Genomic DNA, 15,916 nt, shown 5'->3' with positions numbered 1-15,916 from the left:
TAAATTTCTCTAACATAAGTAAAATCTCATTTTAGCAGACTGTAGACAAAGGTTGTAAAACAATGACAAGGTGGTTTTATGATCCCCTGCCGGCGACTTGTTGAAGCACCGGTAACAGCACTTGATGAGCAAAGGAGCCATTGGGGTGGCGCACACAGGACGTGGGCGCCGCCCGAACCGGGCCAGGAGGGCCCGGTTGAGGCGACCCCAAGGGCCACCGTAGCGAATCATCGTGCTGTCGGTGCGTAGACCGGAGCCAAAGGGGATCACAAACCACCCATCGGTTGCGAAAAATAGGAAATTTTACCTAGCACCGATTAATTTGCAGCGGCAGGAGTTTTTGCTTTTTCTACGAATACCGAAAATATGTTAACATCTGCGAATGGCGGGTCTGGCTTATGGAAATCGACATTAAAGTTCTGGACAACATTATCAAAGAAACAGTGGCTGTTATTGAAAGCAGCAAGGAACAAATCTATCACATTGCAGAAAGTGCCCTGTTAGAATGCCAAAGGGTGGAAGCAGAAATTAACCAAATCAAAAACCAGGTTGCTGTTGTTATCAAGCAAGTAAGCCAACTGGAGGTGGCAGAACGCAAAGCCAGAATTCGTTTAATGGAAGTCAGCAAGGATTTTCATCGTTTCGCCGAAAATGACATTAAAGAAGCCTACGAACAAGCCCAACTTATTCAACTAAAACTGGTCATGCTGCGGGAAGAAGAAAAAACTTTACGTTTTAAGCGGGACCATTTGGAATTATCTTTAAAAAGGATGCGTGATACCGCTGAGCGAGCCGAAAAATTGGTTTCGCAGGTAGGCATGGCTTTACAGTTCTTGAGCAACGATCTTTCCGGTTTGAGCCAAAAGCTGGGCAATTTACATGATATGCAGCAGCTGGGTATTTCTATTATTCGGGCCCAGGAGGAAGAACGCAAACGGGTAGCCCGGGAAATTCACGACGGCCCTGCCCAATCCATGGCTAATATTGTTATGCGGGCAGAATTTTGTTTAAAACTATTGGAAATCAACCCCGGCTTGGTCAGAGGGGAGCTGCTGTCACTGCAGCAGCTGGTTCGCCAAAGCCTGCAGGATGTACGTAAAATAATCTTTGACTTAAGGCCCATGGTGCTGGATGATTTAGGTTTAGTACCGGCCATTAAACGTTACCTGGAAGATTATAAAACACAAAACAATATGCAAGTTGAGTTTGTTTTAATGGGTAAAGAACAGCGGTTTGATACTTCTCTGGAAGTAGCGGCTTTCAGGATTATCCAAGAGGCATTAACCAACGTAAAAAAACATGCTCATGCCAGGCATGTTGTGATAAAAATGGAGCTGATACCGAAACGCATTAACGTATATATAAAAGATGACGGTTGCGGCTTTTGTATGGAAACCCAAAAACCGCGCCGTGACGGCAGCGGCGGTTACGGCTTGTTAGGCATGAAAGAAAGAATTCAGCTTCTTAAGGGCGGTTTAACCATATCTTCAGCACCCGGAAAAGGTACCGAAGTTAATTTTTGGCTGCCGTTAAATGATCTATCATAAATCAGGGAGGTGTTATTTTGCATCAGCCGATTAATTTATTGATTGCCGACGACCATGCCCTGATCAGAGAAGGCTTACGTAAAATACTTTCTATTGAGCCCGGTATCAATGTTGTCGGGGAAGTAGCGGACGGGCAGCAGGCGGTGGACTTTTGTCATCACAACCAGGTAGATATTGTATTGATGGATATTAATATGCCGGTCATGAACGGCATCGAGGCCTGTCGAAAAATTAAAGAAAGCAAACCTCATATTGGCATTATTGCCCTCACCATTCATGACCAGGATGAGTATTTATTCGAGTTAATTAAATACGGCATTGCCGGCTATGTATTAAAGGATGTACATCCCGATCAGCTGGTTAAAACCATTCAAGGGGTAGCACGGGGCGAGTCCTTTATTCCCCCTGCCATGACTGCCCGGGTGCTGGCCGAATTCAGCCGCCTCAGTTGCGGCGACCATACCGAAAAAAAACACCATTTGCTCACAGAGCGGGAAATTGAAGTACTCAAGCAGGTGGCTAAAGGACAGAGCAACAAAGCTATTGCCAAAACGCTGTTTATCAGTGAAAAGACCGTAAAAAACCACCTGACCAGCATTTTTAATAAAATTGGTGTGGAAGACCGCACTCAAGCCGCCCTGTACGCCATTAAAGAAAAACTGGTTGAAATTTAATCGCCTGAGCAAAAAGCTCAGGTTTTTTGTTTTGTAGCCAGGAAATATACTGATTGCCGGTGCCAAAATCTGATTAAAGTCTGATTGCGGTAAGACTTTGGTGTGACATCATTTGTGACAGTTGTCGGTCATATTTTATGACTGTAGAATCATGTCAGCAGCGGTAAAAACTGTTAATCTGTTAACAGAAAGGACAACCCGTCAATTACATGGAGAGGGGTGGTGGCTGAAACTGGATCGATTTATCCAATTGTGGTATGAGGAATGTGCCCAGGGGGTGGCTGAATATGGCTTAATCATTGCCCTTATTGTTTTATTTATTCTAGCCTCATTTCAATCAATGGTTAAAGCCATCCCGTCGGGCATCGAACCGGTAGCCGACAAACTAACCTCCGGAACTAATTTCTAAGAAAGGGGATTTCATGATGAAGAATTTATTTGTAAATTTACTGCAGGACGAAAACGGTCAGGGTATGGCAGAATACGGCCTGATTTTAGCCTTGATTGCCGTAGTGGTAATCGGCACTCTTCAATTATTAGGAACTAACCTCAATACCAAGTTTACCCAGGTTAAAGATGCCGTAGGCGGTGCCGGCGGCGGTCAATAATTTAGCTGGCAACCGGTAATATACAGCGACCCTACTTAGCTCTCTAAGTAGGGTCAATTATTAAGAAGGGAATGGCAAACATGCTGCCGGACATGGCTATAGTTGTGGTAATTTTAATCTCTGTCTATACCGACCTGAGGTACAGAAAAATATATAATGCGCTCCTCCTGCCGGCCTTTCTTTTGGCCCTGCTATATCATGGAAGCAGCGGCGGCCTGAGCGGCCTGTTAACCAGTCTGCAGGGTACCTTGCTGGGGTTGGTTTTGCTGTTTATTCCTTTTGTTTTAGGAGGCATGGGAGCCGGTGATGTAAAACTCCTGGCGGTTATCGGCGCTTGGCAGGGCCCGCAATTTGTCTGGTTCTGTTTTTTATGTACGGCCCTGGTGGGTGGCCTGATTGCCATCGTCCAGCTGGCCAAATCCGGCCGGTTGCTGACAACTTTCAAAATGATTATTTTAACTTTTATACCGGGCATGCCGAAAGTAAACACCTTTGGCACCTTGGCTACGGCTAAAGCCGGCGATGCCTTTCCTTATGGTATGGCCATCGCAGCCGGTACACTGGCCACCTATATTTTGAGGTGATGGAGTTGTTGCAAAGTTTTTATAAACTAAGAAAAAACCAACAGGGTCAAACACTGGTGGAGCTGGCCCTGATCCTGCCGATCCTGGTACTTCTCTTAATGTGTACCATCGAATTCGGTCGTATCTTCTTCACTTACTTAACAGTCACCCACGCTGCCCGGGAAGCTGCCCGGGCCACCGTTATACACACAGGACAAGATGATGCATTTATCAAACAAAAAGTTGAGTCAACAGCTTCCTGGTTGGAACCTGACAAATTAATTATTGAGGTTACTCCCGCCTCGCCGGCCAACCGAACCACCGGCGTCCCTTTAACTGTTTCAGTAAAATATCCGGTTGACTTATATACCCCGCTTCTGAGCGATATCATGCCCAACCCTTTTATTGTGCAGGCCCAGATAACCATGCGTATTGAATGAGGTGACCGGAAGTGAAAATAAAATTACTGGCACAAAAATTATTAAAAGATGAGCAAGGCTTGGCAGTTGTGCTGGTATCCCTGGCCATGACCGTGCTGATAGGAGCCCTGGCCCTGGTAACCGATTTTGGCCTGGTGGCTTTCAACAAAAGTAAATTGGCCAATGCAGCAGACGCTGCCGCTTTAGCCGGCGTGCAAGAGTTACCTGAAAATCCGGCGCTGGCTTCCCAGATTGCGCAATCTTATGCCCAGGCCAACGGCCTGCAGGTGAATCAGGTGGAAGTAAAACTGGTACCTGATCTGGACAGCTCACAGTATGTAGGAGTTCAAGTAATTGCCAGCAAAACTGTTGAATATGTGCTGGGGAAAATTTGGGGCTTTTCTTCGCTACAACTGCAGTCCCAGGCTACCGCCCAAGTAATGCCTATTACCTCGGTTTACGGCGCAGCCCCCCTTTTTATACCGGATACCCAACCGCTGGTATTTGGCCAGCCGTACACCCTCCGTTCAAAGGATGCAGATTTTGGTCCCGGCAACTTTGGCGCACTGGATTTTCCCAACAGTGCCGGCGCCAAAGATTTTTCCTATTATTTGGCCAACGGCTATGAAGGCATCATTAAAGTTAGTTATGAAATTGACACCTTAACCGGGGTTAAAAAACAAAAAACCATTGAGGGCATCTCCCAACGGATAGCTAAATGCACCCACAACTGCACCCACGAGCATTTTCAACCGGACTGTCCCCGGTTATTAAAGCTGCCGGTGGTGCACTATGACCAATTAAACGGGCATAAGCCGGTTACCGTGGTAGGGTTTGCAGCTTTTTTAGTGGATGATGTGAGGGACGCCGGTTCCATAGAAATCACCGGCCGGTTTGTTAAAACCTTGGCCGAAGGTGAAGGAAGCCTCAATCAGGTGGATTACGGGCTACGGACAGCTAAATTGGTGCAATAACAGGAGGAAACAAAATGCGTAACAAACTGGTGTTTTTACTCGCCATTATATTTGGGCTGGCAGCTGCCTTTGGCGTTTACCAATATTTAGACAGCTTAAAGAAATCCTATCGATCTTCCGGCAACTTTAAACAGGTGGTGGTTCCCCGTCAAACCATCGGTCCTAAAACCATGATTACCGAACAAATGCTGCGGGTTAAAGATATCCCGGTTGAGTTAATTCAGCCCGGCACTGCCATGGACATTAATGAAGTGGCAGGAAAGATTGCCCGCACGGAACTTTACCCCGAAGAACCCATTTTATTAAGCCGCCTGCATAAAGATAATGATCCTTCCGGCGGCCTTTCCCTCTCCATTCCTGAAGGCCAGCGGGCGTTAACTGTGGCGGTGGATGATGTCAGCGGCGTGGCCGGTTTATTGCGTCCCGGCGACCATGTCGATGTTCTGGTTACTTTTGATTACGAACCGGAAAAAAACACCCTCACCTCCCTGCTGCTGCAAAACATTTCCGTTTTGGCGGTAGGTCAATCCATGGACAGTGTGCAAAAGGGGGATAAAAAAGTCAACGCCCAGACAGTTACTCTGGCTGTAAAACCAGAACAGGCGCCGCCCCTGACCTTAGCTGCAGAAAGCGGCAAAATCCGGTTAATGCTGCGGTCACCCAAAGATGCCGGCACCCTTGCCCTGCCCTCCGCCCGTATGCAAAACCTGGTTCGTTAAAAGGAGGATGCACCATGTCAGAAATAAAAGTGCTGGTGGTTGATGATATTGCCAACACCCGTGAAGATATTAAACGGCTGCTTTACTTTGAAGATGATATTACCGTCATCGGCGAAGCATCGGACGGTGAAGAAGCTATTGCTATGGCAGCCGGCCTGAAGCCTGATGTTGTGTTAATGGATATCAACATGCCAAAAATGGACGGCATTCAAGCCACCGAAAGCATTGCTAACAATTGTCCGGAATGTTCGGTTATTATCATTTCAATTCAAGGGGAGCAGGAATACCTGCGCCGTGCCATGGCAGCAGGAGCCCGGGAATACCTGGTGAAGCCTTTTAGCAGCCATGAACTGGCAGATGTCATCCGCCGGGTATACGAATCCAATAAGAAACGTTTAAGTTTTTTAGGGCTGTCAAGCCAAGCCAGTCCAAGGCTTAAAGCTGCCAAAGGAAAAATTATAACCTTGTTTTGTTCCAAAGGAGGCGTCGGTAAAACCGTACTGGCCTCAAATCTGGCTGTTGCCCTGGCTCAAAACACCAAAAAGAAAGTCGTGTTGGTGGATTTAGACCTGCCGGGCGGGGATATCAGCGTCATGTTGAACATCACCGTCAGGGGTACTCTGGCTGAATTGGCTCAGGAAACAGATAATTTGGATATAAGTTTAGTAGAAAGCTACCTGCTGCCCCATTTGTCCGGAACAAAAATATTGCCGGCCCCCCTCAGCCCGGAGCAGGCTGAATTAATTACCTTACAGCGGGTAGAAGAATTGCTGCCCATTTTACAGGAAAACTTTGATTATATTGTCATTGATACATCACCCTTGTATAACGACATTAACCTGGCCGCCTTGGATGCAGCCAGCCAAATATTGTTACTGCTTAGCCAGGATCTGCCTTGCGTTAAACATGTTAAAACCTCCCTGGATATTTTAACCACCTTGGGTTACAGCGATAAATTAAAACTGATTATTAACGGTGCAGGTATGGAAGGCGGCATTAAAATATCTGAATTGGAAAAATCATTTAATCGGACCGCTTATGCCGTCATTCCGCATGATGAAAAGGTTGTCCGTCATTCTGTCAATAAAGGACTGCCGGCCGTCATGGTACAGCCAAACAGCAAGTTAGCGGAAGCTGTAATAAATCTGGCCCACAGTCTGGCCGGTTCTCCCCAGGCCAACAGTGAAAAACAATCCCCCGCTGAAACCAAACGATCTATTATCGGACGCTTATTCAGCTTCTAGGAGTGATCACATGTCACTGTTACAAAGACTGGAAAAACAAAAAATTCTACAGCAGGAACAAGTTGAGCAACCTGAATTTAACCACACCCGGCGCGACCTGCGCCAGCATCACAAAAGCCAGTTCCAGGAACTTACCCTTACCCTCCATAAAAAGGTAATTGCCAAATTAAAAGATTTGCCGGAGGACGTTAAGGAAAACCCTGACTTATTAGCTCAAAAAATAGAAAGCCTGGTTAATGAATTGCTGGATGAAGAAAATGAAAATCTGGCCCGTACCCAGCGGCAGCTTATAGTGGCGGAAATTATTGATGAAACAATTGGCTTTGGCCCCATCACCCCGCTGCTTAACGACCCCAATATTTCAGAGGTAATGGTAAACGGCCCTAACCAGGTTTATGTAGAAAGGGACGGCAAATTAATCTTAACCGGCGTTAAATTTCGTGACAGCGCCCATGTTCTTCACATCATTGAAAAAATTGTCGCCCCCATTGGAAGACGGATTGATGAAAGCATGCCCATGGTGGATGCCCGTTTACCCGACGGCTCACGAGTCAATGCCATTATTCCGCCGCTGGCCTTAAACGGTCCTACTGTTACCATACGTAAATTTGCCAGGGATCCTTATACCGTAGAAGATTTAATTAAATTTGGCACCCTGACACCCCAAATGGCCCAGTTCCTGGAGGCCTGTGTAAAAGCCCGGCTTAACATTGTAGTTTCAGGCGGTACCGGCAGTGGTAAAACCACCACCTTAAACGTACTTTCCTCTTTTATCCCGGCGGATGAGAGAATTATCACCATAGAAGACGCGGCTGAACTTCAATTACGCCAGGAACATGTCATTACCTTGGAAAGCCGTCCGCCTAACATTGAAGGCAAGGGTGCCATCACTATCCGAGACCTGGTACGCAACAGTTTGCGTATGCGGCCGGAACGCATTGTGGTTGGTGAAGTGCGCAGCGGCGAAGCCTTGGATATGCTGCAAGCCATGAACACCGGCCATGACGGTTCCTTAACCACCGGCCATGCCAACACCCCGCGAGATATGTTATCCCGCTTGGAAACCATGGTGTTAATGGCCGGCATGGATCTTCCTGTACGAGCCATCCGGGAACAAATTTCTTCCGCTATCGACTTAATAATTCAGCAAAACCGTTTTCGAGACGGTACCCGTAAAATTACTCATATTACGGAAGTTCAAGGCATGGAAGGCGAGGTTATTGTGCTGCAAGACCTATTTACCTTCCGGCAAACCGGCGTAGACGAAAACGGCAGGGTTAAAGGCACCTTTCAAAGCAGCGGTATCCGGCCTAAATTTATACACCGGCTGGAGTCCGCCGGTTTTAAACTGCCCCCGGATATTTTCAGCCCTTCCGTTTTCTAGCGATAAGAGGAGGAGTCTGCTATGTCCCTGGATAAAATTGCGATGCTTGTTTTTATTGCCGGCAGCTTAATGATCCTGGGAATACACCAGCTTTTGGCCGGAGACAGATGGGAAGTAAACCTGCGCATAAAAAAATTAACCGCCCAATCCTTACGTCAGAGGTTAAACAGAAACCATCTTGAGGACACCGGCGCTTCCGCCTGGCGGCAATTATTAGAACGGGCAAGCCGTCTTTTTGCCAAGCGGGCCATCAGTAAACGAATGGAAAGCGAACTGACTAAAGCAGATATTCCCCTGCGTGGCGAAGAGTTTGTGGTTCTGGTTTTGCTGGCCGGTTTGGGCAGCGGCTTATTCTTTTTGATGTTAACTCTAAACCTGGTTTTAGGCCTGATAGCTGCCCTGATTGGCCTGCTGATACCGTTTTTCTTAGTCCGGCTGACCCGTCACAAAAGGTTGCTTAAATTTAACTCACAAATCGGTGATGCCCTGGTGATTATGTCAAACTCCTTGCGGTCCGGCTTTAGTTTTTTACAAGCTATGGATATGGTGCGCAAAGAATTGCCGGACCCTATATCCAAAGAGTTTGGCCGTACCTTTAAAGAAATTAACCTGGGTACGCCGGCAGAAGAAGCCTTGCAAAATATGACCCAGCGGGTAAAAAGCGATGATCTGGATTTGCTGGTAACAGCCGTTTTAATCCAGCGCCAGGTTGGCGGCAACCTGGCCGAAGTGCTGGATAATATTGCTGAAACCATCCGGGAGCGGGTACGTATTAAAGGTCAAATACGCACTCTGACCGCCCAGGGCAGAATTTCCGGGTATGTTATCGGTCTGCTGCCGCTGGCCTTGACGGCCGTCATGTTTGTCATCAGCCCAACTTATTTAATGACCTTATTCACCAGTCCGGTTGGTTTGCTTCTGGTGGCTGCCGCCGTTATTTCTGAACTGATGGGCGTTTTCCTGATTAAAAAGATTGTAGATATCGAGGTGTAAAAAATGGAAAGTTGGCTGTACATTTCCATAGGGCTGGTTTTCTTTGCTGTTTCCTTCGGCGCCCTGGTAATTTACACATTTCTTTTTGGGCAGCGTTTGCAAATGGCCCAGCGCATCGAACAAGTAGTAGGTTCCCCCGCCCCGGTGCCGGTAAGGGAATTAGAATTAAGTGTACCCCTCTATCAAAGAGCCATCCGCCCTGCCCTGGCCGGCATTGCCAGGTTGCTGGCTCGCATCATGCCGGCTGCCCGGGAGGTTGAACTGCAAAAAAAAACAGTTGCGGCCGGCAGCCCGGGTAACCTTAATGCCCGGGAATGGATGGTTATTAAATACCTGGGTGCCCTCGGGGTTGGTTTCTTAATCTGGTCCTGGGCCGGGTTAACAAGCAAATCACTGCCTCAGGCCGTTTTTCTGTCAGGTGTGGGGATTCTTGTAGGCTGGCTGGGTCCTGACCTGTACCTGCAGGCCAGAATCAAACAGCGGAAAACCCAGGTGGAAAAAGCATTGCCCGATGCACTGGATTTATTAACGGTCAGTGTTGAAGCAGGCCTGGGATTTGACGGAGCTTTAATGAAAGTAGCTGAGAAGACCCGGGGCGTGCTGGCTGATGAATTTGCGATCATGCTGCAGGAATGTCATATGGGTAAACCACGCCGGGAAGCCCTGCGGGATATGGCCGACCGGGTAGCAGTGGATGACCTGTCGGGCTTTTGCGGTTCAATTATTCTGGCTGATACCCTGGGTATCAGCATGGGCAATGTTCTGCGCACCCAGGCCCGGCAAATGCGGCAAAAGCGCCGTCAGAGGAGTGAAGAAATGGCCATGAAAGCTCCCATAAAAATGTTATTTCCTATGGTACTGTTTATTTTCCCGGCCATCTTTGTTATTTTGTTAGGACCCGCCGTACTGCAAATCATGAAAGCCTTTGCCAATTAAGGAGAAAGTTATGCAATTGGTAAATTGTACTAAGAACACTATCATTGCACAACAGGTTAATCTGGCCGATACCTTTTGGCTGAGATTAAAAGGGTTACTGGGCCGCAAGCACCTGCCCGCCGGCCAGGCTTTAGTGCTTTATCCCTGTTCTGCGGTGCATACCTTTTTTATGCAGTTTGCCATAGACCTGGTCTTTCTGGACAAGCAAGGAACGGTTGTCCGTCTGCAGGAAAACATGGTGCCTTGGCGCCTCAGCCCATATGTCCCAAGGGCTGTTGTGGCAGTGGAATTACCCTTGGGCAGTATTAAAGCCGGCTGTATTGAACATGGCGATACACTGGCCATAGTCGGAGGTGTTAAAATTGATTAACAGATTAAGGAATTACCGGCCCCGCCAGACAACCGGCAGGTTCTCCTTGGGGTTTAAACTAAGTCTCGGCATTACCTTGCTGATTATTTTTCTTATGATTTGTGTAGGAATTAATTCTTATTTACGCAACCGGGTGATTATGCTGGAAGAAGCACAAAACCGCGGTTGGATAACGGCCAGAACCGTCAGCGCCTTTGCTGCCGACTACTTGCGCGGCAACAACACCGCCCTTTTAAGCAATATCATGGATCACCTGGAGCGGGACCCCTTTGTGAAAAAAGTGGCTGTTTTGGATTTATCCGGTACGGTGGTTATGGCAACAGATAAAAATTTAATAAACAGCAAACTTACCGGCCAGGTAGTTAAAACTGCCATAACACAAAACAAGGATTTACTTGATTATAAAACAGATATTAAAGGCCGTCCGCTGACGATGGTGTTTGTATCACCCATTGCCCCCCGCCAGCAAGCTCCGGTGGGTTATTTCTGGATGGAAGCAGATTTAAGTTATATCAGCAACCATTTGCTAACTACGGCCTATAATCAACTGTACACTTCTCTCCTGGCTATTGTGGCCGGGCTGATTATCAGCCGGCTTATTATCATCAGACTGGTGCAGCGTCCTGTCAAGGCGTTAACGGAGGCCACAGACCGTGTTGCAACCGGTGATTTTTCCGGCCACGTGCGGGTATTTAACCAAGATGAATTAGGCAGCCTGGCCGCCGCCTTTAACACCATGACTCAGCATTTAAGCGTTTTATTTCAATCAATCCAAACCTCTGTGCATGATATCAACTACACTGCCCAGATAATTTACAACAGATCAGAGCAGTCCGTTCTGGCTGCCGGAAAAATTATGCAATCTCTGAGGGAGCCGGAACCATCCTCACCGGACAACTCGCCCGCTGAAGCCACCCTAAACCAGCAGGAATACCTGAAAGAAATTAAAACTGCCTGCAAAAAACTTATGCGCTACCTGGATCGTCTCAACAGCATAGCCTTACAATTTAAGTTTGGCGAAAAATAGAAGTGGCCGACAGGCCACTTCTTAGTTTTTACTAAAACATTAAAAATCTTTTGCGCAATATTTTGTATAAGAACACATATCCGCCAGCTGCCAAAGCCAGCAGCACCAGAGCTATTGCATGGTATAAACTAATTCGCTTTTCCAGCGCTTTAATTTTGCCGTCCCGTATTTCTATTTGTCGCTGGATGTCCTCTTTCTCCCTGGCTACGATGTCCTGCTGCTGTTTTACCAGCAGTTTCTCTTGCTGCAGCCGGCTCATATCTTGCATCAGTTTTGCATTGGCCAGACTAAGGTCCTTAATTCTTTCGTTTAACAAATACTCCTCAGACTGCCCGCCAACCTCTTTAAAAGAGTTCCACAATACTAAGCCTGCTATATTTTCTAACTTGATACCGTTTAAATACCCTATGGTAGGAGCAATATCGCAAAGGCTTACCGGAGGAATGACGGCACTCTCCTTAAAAGGCAGCCCCTTCATGATTAAAGGCGGTGCCCCCAGGGTGCCGGTAATGATGATCATACTGTTTTCGTAGCTGTTTTCGTCATGCAGTTTTTTCAACAACCTGCCTATGTGAGTATCTGTTCTGGTCACCGCCGTCTTATATTCATTGCTGTCGGCCCCGTATTTATCCAGTATACCGTGAAGTTCGGGCAATACAACAATGTTTAAGTAGGCTTGGCTCTGGGACCATTCATGTAAAAGGTTATTGATAACCAATTCATCTTTACCGTTAAAGGGACCGCTGCAGTGATAACCACCCCTGGCCAATAAAGGCTTTAATTCATCAGACACACCAAAAAAAGCTGTATTTATTTTTTTTTCTTCCATGATGGCCTGAATAGTTTTTCCTGCCGGACGGCTTCCTGATTTAATAAACTTATGCTGTTCCGGCAGCATTCCCGTTAATATTGATGCCACTGTGGCCTGGCTGGTATCGGGAAACACTGTTACCACTTCGGCGGCTCTCACCCCTGCATTGGCCATTCCGTTGATATTGGGAGCAGAGGTTTTTTGCAATGTTGCCGCCTGCAGGCCATCCACAATGATGAGAAAAATTTTACTGGTTACCCTCGGTGCGTCAAGTTTTTCCGGCACTGCCGGATTGTTGGTCACCGGATTAGCTCTAACCGGTGATGCAGTAATAAAAAATATTAAAAAAACGGTAATACAGTATAACAGTCGTTGGCCATACATAACCTTCCCACCTCCGGGCTGGCAATTTTAATAAAATGTATATCAGAATTTGTCCACATTATGACCATTTTTTTCCTATCTTTCTTGACAAGTTCCCCGTTAAATGAATATATTAATTTTTTTTGGTCAAAAATATTAATACTCCGCTTTGGTGAGTTCTATCTCTCCCCGTCCAGCAATATGGCTGGACTGTTTTTTTATTCTGATTTCACTATTGCCAAAGCCATCATAATTTGTTACAATAGCATTTGTCAGAAAAACAAAATCGGGGTGTGGCGCAGCTTGGTAGCGCACCTGCCTTGGGAGCAGGGGGTCGCACGTTCAAATCGTGTCACCCCGACCAAACGAAAAGACCGTCAGTCCGGTGCGGACTGACGGTCTTTCGTTTACTTGTTAGGTCACTGGGCAACTTGTTGTGGATTGGTTTGTTTGCCGTGAATGGCCTTCTTCTTAAACCTGCCGCCTTGTACGTCATGTACCTCCTCAATGGCCAGAAAAGCCTCCGGATCAAAATCATAAACAATACTTCTTAATTTTGCTATTTCCAACCGTGTAACTACAGTATACAGTACTTCTTTATCCTCTTGAGTATAGCCGCCCTTGGCATAAAAATGGGTAACCCCCCGGCCCAAACGGTGCAAAATGGCTTCGGATATTTCATGTGAGCGATCGGAAATAATCATCACTGATTTGGATTCATCAAAACCTTCTAATACCAAATCAATGGTTTTATAAGCAATAAAATAGGCAATGAGGGAATACATGGCATTTTCCCAGCCGTACACAAAACCGGCGCTGCCTAAAATAAAAATATTAAAAAACATCACTACTTCTCCCACAGAAAAACAAAAACGCGGGCTGATAATAAGGGCAGTAATTTCCGTACCATCCAGTGAGCCGCCATAACGTAAAATAAGGCCCACCCCTACCCCCAGCACAATACCGCCAAAAACCGTTCCTAACAGGATGTCCCTGGTGAAGGCAGGAAACGAATGCAGCACAGTGGTAAAGTAAGCCAAAGCCGATACTGAGTAAAGCGTAGATAAGGCAAAAGTTTTCCCTATGTGAAGATAACCCAGAACTAAAAAAGGTATGTTTAAGCCGACAATAAAAATTGCCAGCGGCAATTTGGTCAAATAGCTGGCCATAATAGAAATTCCAATAATTCCGCCGTCAACTAATTTATTAGGAATGATAAATAATTCAAGTCCGACAGCGGTGATTAATGCGCCCAAAGTTAGGAAAAACACCCTTTTACACAACTTATAGCATTGTTTTCTGACCATAGAACTCTCCTTTCTGTATTATAAGCCCCTTAGAATATTATAAAAAAATTTATCTAAAACATCAATTCAGCCAAAAACAAAAAACACCAGGTCAAACCGGTGTTTAAATTACTTGATAAATTGTAGGTCTTTTAGGCTGCGGTATTTTCTCTTTTGACTTTGAGAAACGGTTTTCTGCTCCTCATAAAGCTGCATGAAAGCGTTAATTTCTTCTTCGGTTATTTTTTTGTTGATTTGTAAATAATTCAAAAAACACATGAGCATGTCTTCATTTTCACTTAGCAGTTCGTGCAGCTTAAAAATGGCCATGACCCCCAATCTATGTCACATAAAATACAAAGTCATTAATAAGACAAATACTACATTTCACAAGCTTTTCCTGCTAAGCTTTGACAAAAAACATTCTATATCGAAAAGTTTTAATTTTCATATAAAATAATTTAAGTTTTTTAATTATCTTCTTGTACATTTTCTTTTACAGATAACCTGCATTGCCTGATAATGCTGATAACCTCATCTTCGGTAAGCCGCCCGGTATCTATTAAATATTGCAAAAAGGCAATAAATTTTTCCCTGTCTTTAGAGATTTGTTCCAGCAAAGCTTGCAATTTGCAAACCTCCCTTGCCCTGCGATTATACTATAGATTGTTTCTACTTTTATCAAAAAACTCCTGCCGCCTATGGTTAACCCTAAAAATAATTTTCAGAATATTGCATTGGTTTAGTGTTTATTTAAAACAGAACAACAAAAGAAGCTGCCCTCAAACAGGTTATTTTGCTAACCTCTTGGGACAGCCTTTAATTTAGCACATGTTTAATTTATAGCCTTCCGATTTCCTTAACCCAGCCAAAGGGGTCCGTTTCTTTTCCATATTGAATGTTTACCAGCTTGTCATACAGTTTTTGCGTTACAGGCCCAACTTGATTATTGTTAATGACATATTCTTTATCTTTAAAGAACAGTGATCCGACAGGTGAAATTACTGCGGCTGTGCCTGAACCAAAAGCCTCAGTAATTTCACCGTTGGCTATTCCCTCAATTACTTCGTCTATGCTGACGGGCCTTTCCTCGGTGGCTAAACCCAGGTATTGGGCCAGTTCCAGAACGGAAGCCCGGGTTATTCCGGGCAAAATAGACCCGGTTAAGGCAGGGGTGACCAGTTTGTCACCAAAAACAAAGAACATGTTCATAGCTCCGACTTCTTCAACATACTTGCGTTCCCGGGCATCCAGCCACAATACCTGGGAAAAGCCTTTCTGCTGGGCCAGGTAGCCTGCCATTAAGCTGGCTGCATAGTTGCCGCCGGTTTTAATATCTCCGACACCGCCCACAGCAGCCCGCACAAAAGTATCTTCTACATAAAGCCTGACAGGTTTAAAGCCCTCTTTATAATAAGCACCCACCGGGCTCAAAATAATGTAAAACAAATATTCAGCGGAAGGATGCACCCCTAAAAACGGCTCAGTGGCAATCATGGTAGGCCGAATGTACAAAGATGTGCCCGGGGCCCGGGGGATCCACCTCTTTTCTGCCACCACCAGCTCAGCGATGGCCTGCAGCATATCTTGTTCCGGAATGGTTGGCATAACCAACCGTTCCGCCGAACGGTTCATTCTTTTAACATTTTGTTCCGGCCGGAACAAAAGAATTCTGCCGTCTTCCGAGGCGTAGGCTTTCATTCCTTCAAATATTTCCTGTGCATAGTGAAATACACAGGCAGAGGGATCCAGGCTGAAGTTCCTGTATTTTTCTATAGTTGGTTCAACCCAGGCTTTATCTTGATACCGCATGGTAAACATACGGTCAGTAAAAATGCGCCCAAAACCCAATTGAGATGCATCTTGAAATAACGGTTTAAGTTCTTGTTCTTGCAGCGGTTGTACTGTGATCTTCATTCTTTCTCACTCCCTGATATTCTGCCAACGGCTAATTTTAAAAACAATATTCGCTTTGCATGTTCATTTATCCTGTTAGCA

The 15,916-nt window shown here is 45.9% G+C and carries 20 protein-coding genes and 1 tRNA gene; 15 read left to right on the top strand and 6 right to left on the bottom strand.

What is annotated here, in order from left to right; all coding sequences use genetic code 11:
* Positions 1-9 precede the first annotated feature (9 nt).
* On the bottom strand, positions 10-270 hold the full coding sequence (locus DESHY_RS13400) for a hypothetical protein (RefSeq protein WP_235695488.1): 261 nt from the start codon (positions 268-270) through the stop codon (positions 10-12).
* Between the two features lie 128 nt (positions 271-398).
* On the opposite strand from DESHY_RS13400, the gene DESHY_RS00995 reads away from it, so the two are divergent.
* The 14 genes from DESHY_RS00995 to DESHY_RS00930 all read left to right on the top strand — a co-directional run bounded on the left by DESHY_RS00995 (position 399) and on the right by DESHY_RS00930 (position 11,458).
* Positions 399-1,547: a sensor histidine kinase gene (locus tag DESHY_RS00995; RefSeq protein WP_008409732.1), complete on the top strand. Its 1,149-nt coding sequence runs from the start codon at positions 399-401 to the stop codon at positions 1,545-1,547.
* Between the two features lie 17 nt (positions 1,548-1,564).
* Positions 1,565-2,221 carry a response regulator gene (locus tag DESHY_RS00990; protein WP_008409731.1) on the top strand — a complete coding sequence of 219 codons (657 nt, stop codon included), beginning with the start codon at positions 1,565-1,567 and terminating at the stop codon, positions 2,219-2,221.
* A 151-nt stretch (positions 2,222-2,372) separates the two neighbouring features.
* Entirely contained in the window at positions 2,373-2,630 is a 258-nt protein-coding gene (locus DESHY_RS00985) for a Flp family type IVb pilin (RefSeq protein WP_008409730.1), read from the top strand.
* Between the two features lie 16 nt (positions 2,631-2,646).
* The gene (locus tag DESHY_RS00980; protein WP_048817761.1) at positions 2,647-2,829 is read left to right on the top strand and encodes a Flp family type IVb pilin; all 183 of its coding nucleotides are present in this window, start codon (positions 2,647-2,649) and stop codon (positions 2,827-2,829) included.
* Between the two features lie 71 nt (positions 2,830-2,900).
* The gene (locus tag DESHY_RS00975) at positions 2,901-3,413 is read left to right on the top strand and encodes an A24 family peptidase (protein WP_235695487.1); all 513 of its coding nucleotides are present in this window, start codon (positions 2,901-2,903) and stop codon (positions 3,411-3,413) included.
* On the top strand, positions 3,413-3,832 hold the full coding sequence (locus DESHY_RS00970) for a TadE/TadG family type IV pilus assembly protein (RefSeq protein WP_048817760.1): 420 nt from the start codon (positions 3,413-3,415) through the stop codon (positions 3,830-3,832). The genes DESHY_RS00975 and DESHY_RS00970 overlap by 1 nt, the downstream gene beginning before the upstream one ends.
* An 11-nt stretch (positions 3,833-3,843) precedes the next feature.
* Entirely contained in the window at positions 3,844-4,785 is a 942-nt protein-coding gene (locus DESHY_RS00965) for a pilus assembly protein TadG-related protein (RefSeq protein WP_008409726.1), read from the top strand.
* Positions 4,786-4,799: 14 nt separating this feature from the next.
* Positions 4,800-5,504, top strand: a complete 705-nt coding sequence (gene cpaB, locus DESHY_RS00960; RefSeq protein ID WP_008409725.1) for a Flp pilus assembly protein CpaB — start codon at positions 4,800-4,802, stop codon at positions 5,502-5,504.
* A 14-nt stretch (positions 5,505-5,518) separates the two neighbouring features.
* Complete coding sequence (locus tag DESHY_RS00955) at positions 5,519-6,748, top strand: CpaE/TadZ family protein (RefSeq protein ID WP_008409724.1); 1,230 nt, start codon at positions 5,519-5,521, stop codon at positions 6,746-6,748.
* A gap of 10 nt (positions 6,749-6,758) precedes the next feature.
* Entirely contained in the window at positions 6,759-8,132 is a 1,374-nt protein-coding gene (locus tag DESHY_RS00950) for a TadA family conjugal transfer-associated ATPase (RefSeq protein ID WP_008409723.1), read from the top strand.
* 21 nt (positions 8,133-8,153) lie between these two features.
* Complete coding sequence (locus DESHY_RS00945; protein WP_008409722.1) at positions 8,154-9,125, top strand: type II secretion system F family protein; 972 nt, start codon at positions 8,154-8,156, stop codon at positions 9,123-9,125.
* Positions 9,126-9,128: 3 nt separating this feature from the next.
* A complete protein-coding gene (locus tag DESHY_RS00940; protein ID WP_008409721.1) occupies positions 9,129-10,061 on the top strand; it encodes a type II secretion system F family protein in 933 nt (310 codons plus the stop codon).
* A gap of 10 nt (positions 10,062-10,071) precedes the next feature.
* Positions 10,072-10,431 (top strand): DUF192 domain-containing protein, encoded by a 360-nt coding sequence (locus DESHY_RS00935; protein ID WP_008409720.1) that lies wholly within the window; start codon positions 10,072-10,074, stop codon positions 10,429-10,431.
* Complete coding sequence (locus tag DESHY_RS00930; RefSeq protein ID WP_008409719.1) at positions 10,424-11,458, top strand: methyl-accepting chemotaxis protein; 1,035 nt, start codon at positions 10,424-10,426, stop codon at positions 11,456-11,458. The genes DESHY_RS00935 and DESHY_RS00930 overlap by 8 nt, the downstream gene beginning before the upstream one ends.
* A 31-nt stretch (positions 11,459-11,489) precedes the next feature.
* Here the strand turns inward: DESHY_RS00930 and DESHY_RS00925 are convergent, their stop codons facing one another.
* Entirely contained in the window at positions 11,490-12,653 is a 1,164-nt protein-coding gene (locus DESHY_RS00925) for an alkaline phosphatase family protein (protein WP_008409718.1), read from the bottom strand.
* A gap of 266 nt (positions 12,654-12,919) precedes the next feature.
* Here DESHY_RS00925 and DESHY_RS00920 point away from each other — a divergent pair.
* Positions 12,920-12,996, top strand: a tRNA-Pro gene (locus DESHY_RS00920).
* Between the two features lie 55 nt (positions 12,997-13,051).
* Here the strand turns inward: DESHY_RS00920 and DESHY_RS00915 are convergent.
* From DESHY_RS00915 to DESHY_RS00905, 4 genes are all read right to left on the bottom strand, one after another.
* Positions 13,052-13,939 (bottom strand): YitT family protein, encoded by an 888-nt coding sequence (locus DESHY_RS00915; RefSeq protein WP_008409717.1) that lies wholly within the window; start codon positions 13,937-13,939, stop codon positions 13,052-13,054.
* Positions 13,940-14,047: 108 nt separating this feature from the next.
* Entirely contained in the window at positions 14,048-14,248 is a 201-nt protein-coding gene (locus DESHY_RS00910) for a hypothetical protein (RefSeq protein ID WP_008409716.1), read from the bottom strand.
* A gap of 140 nt (positions 14,249-14,388) precedes the next feature.
* Positions 14,389-14,547, bottom strand: a complete 159-nt coding sequence (locus tag DESHY_RS14175; RefSeq protein ID WP_008409715.1) for a hypothetical protein — start codon at positions 14,545-14,547, stop codon at positions 14,389-14,391.
* Between the two features lie 211 nt (positions 14,548-14,758).
* Complete coding sequence (locus DESHY_RS00905) at positions 14,759-15,835, bottom strand: branched-chain amino acid aminotransferase (RefSeq protein WP_008409714.1); 1,077 nt, start codon at positions 15,833-15,835, stop codon at positions 14,759-14,761.
* Positions 15,836-15,916: the final 81 nt, after the last annotated feature.

The organism is Desulforamulus hydrothermalis Lam5 = DSM 18033 (genome assembly GCF_000315365.1).
In the GTDB taxonomy this organism is placed as follows: Bacteria; Bacillota; Desulfotomaculia; order Desulfotomaculales; family Desulfotomaculaceae; genus Desulfotomaculum; species Desulfotomaculum hydrothermale.
The sequence above is the reverse complement of the archived record's forward strand: the minus strand, read 5'-3'. Positions and strand labels throughout refer to the sequence as shown.